This window comes from uncultured Nocardioides sp. (genome assembly GCF_902805925.1).
GTDB lineage: Bacteria > Actinomycetota > Actinomycetes > Propionibacteriales > Nocardioidaceae > Nocardioides.
Genome location: NZ_CADCUP010000024.1, coordinates 410 through 1,363, shown reverse-complemented (window position 1 = coordinate 1,363; position 954 = coordinate 410). Strand labels below are relative to the sequence as shown.

2 protein-coding genes are annotated in these 954 nt (G+C 72.0%); both read left to right on the top strand.

The features are described 5' to 3' along the window. Window positions 1–611 (top strand): hypothetical protein (locus QZX64_RS01450; RefSeq protein WP_295656369.1); only part of this gene is annotated, 611 nt, incomplete at its 5' end. A gap of 117 nt (window positions 612–728) precedes the next feature. Beyond that, the coding region (locus tag QZX64_RS01445) for a DUF480 domain-containing protein (RefSeq protein ID WP_295656367.1) at window positions 729–954 on the top strand (226 nt) is incomplete at its 3' end.

Genomic DNA, 954 nt, shown 5'->3' with positions numbered 1-954 from the left:
AAGCCCTCGAGTTCGGCACTGCCGATGCCGCGTTGAGCACGGACCTCGCGACCGCCGCGCGCACCCGCGGAGCGGCACGCCGACGACACCGGGTCGTGGGCATGGGTGTGGCCGTCGTGCTCGCCGCGGGACTGGGGGTCGCCACCATCGTCGGCGGTGGCTCTCCTCCGGATGAGGCGCCCGCATCCGACGAACGGCCGAGGACCAGCGGCGCGCTCGATGCGCCGGCAGGGTGGCACGTCGAGCAGTGGCGGGGGGTGAGCATCCACGTGCCCAACACCTGGGACTCGGGGGCGCTGTCCGCGTGGTGCGAACGCGGGCCGCTCTTGGGCGCGCCGGTCGTCGAGCGTCCCGGGGAGCCTGCGTCAACCCCGTGCAGCGATCCTGCTGTGGGATACGGCGTGCAATTCCTCGACCCCCGCCGCGGCCATGACCTCGAGTCCCACGCGGTTCGACAGCCTCGGCGCAGCGAGGCCGCGATGTACCCCAGGGATGCGTGGGTCGGGGTCGCCTGCGCTGACTGCGACGTTGCCATCCGAGTCGTCGCTCGCACCCCGTACGTCGCCCGCTACCTGTTGGGCACGTACGACCCCACATCGCCTTCATCGTGACCGGGTCGAGGTGAGCTTCCCCACCGGCTGCGGTCCAGGACCGCGTCCAGCTGAGGCAGGCGCCGTCCCTGCTGTCGTGCGAGCACGAGAGCAGGCCGAGGACCTAGGGTCGTAGCCGTGAGCGAGCTCCCCGTCCTGGACGCCACCGAGCAGCGCATCCTGGGTGCGCTCCTGGAGAAGCAGACGACGGTGCCGGCGTCCTACCCCCTCAGCGCGAACGCCCTCCGCTCCGCCTGCAACCAGTCGAACAACCGCGACCCCGTCGTCGACCTGGACCTGCAGACCGTCGAGCAGGCCGCCCGCGCGCTCAAGGACCGGGGGCTGGTGCGGATCGTGTGGGCGT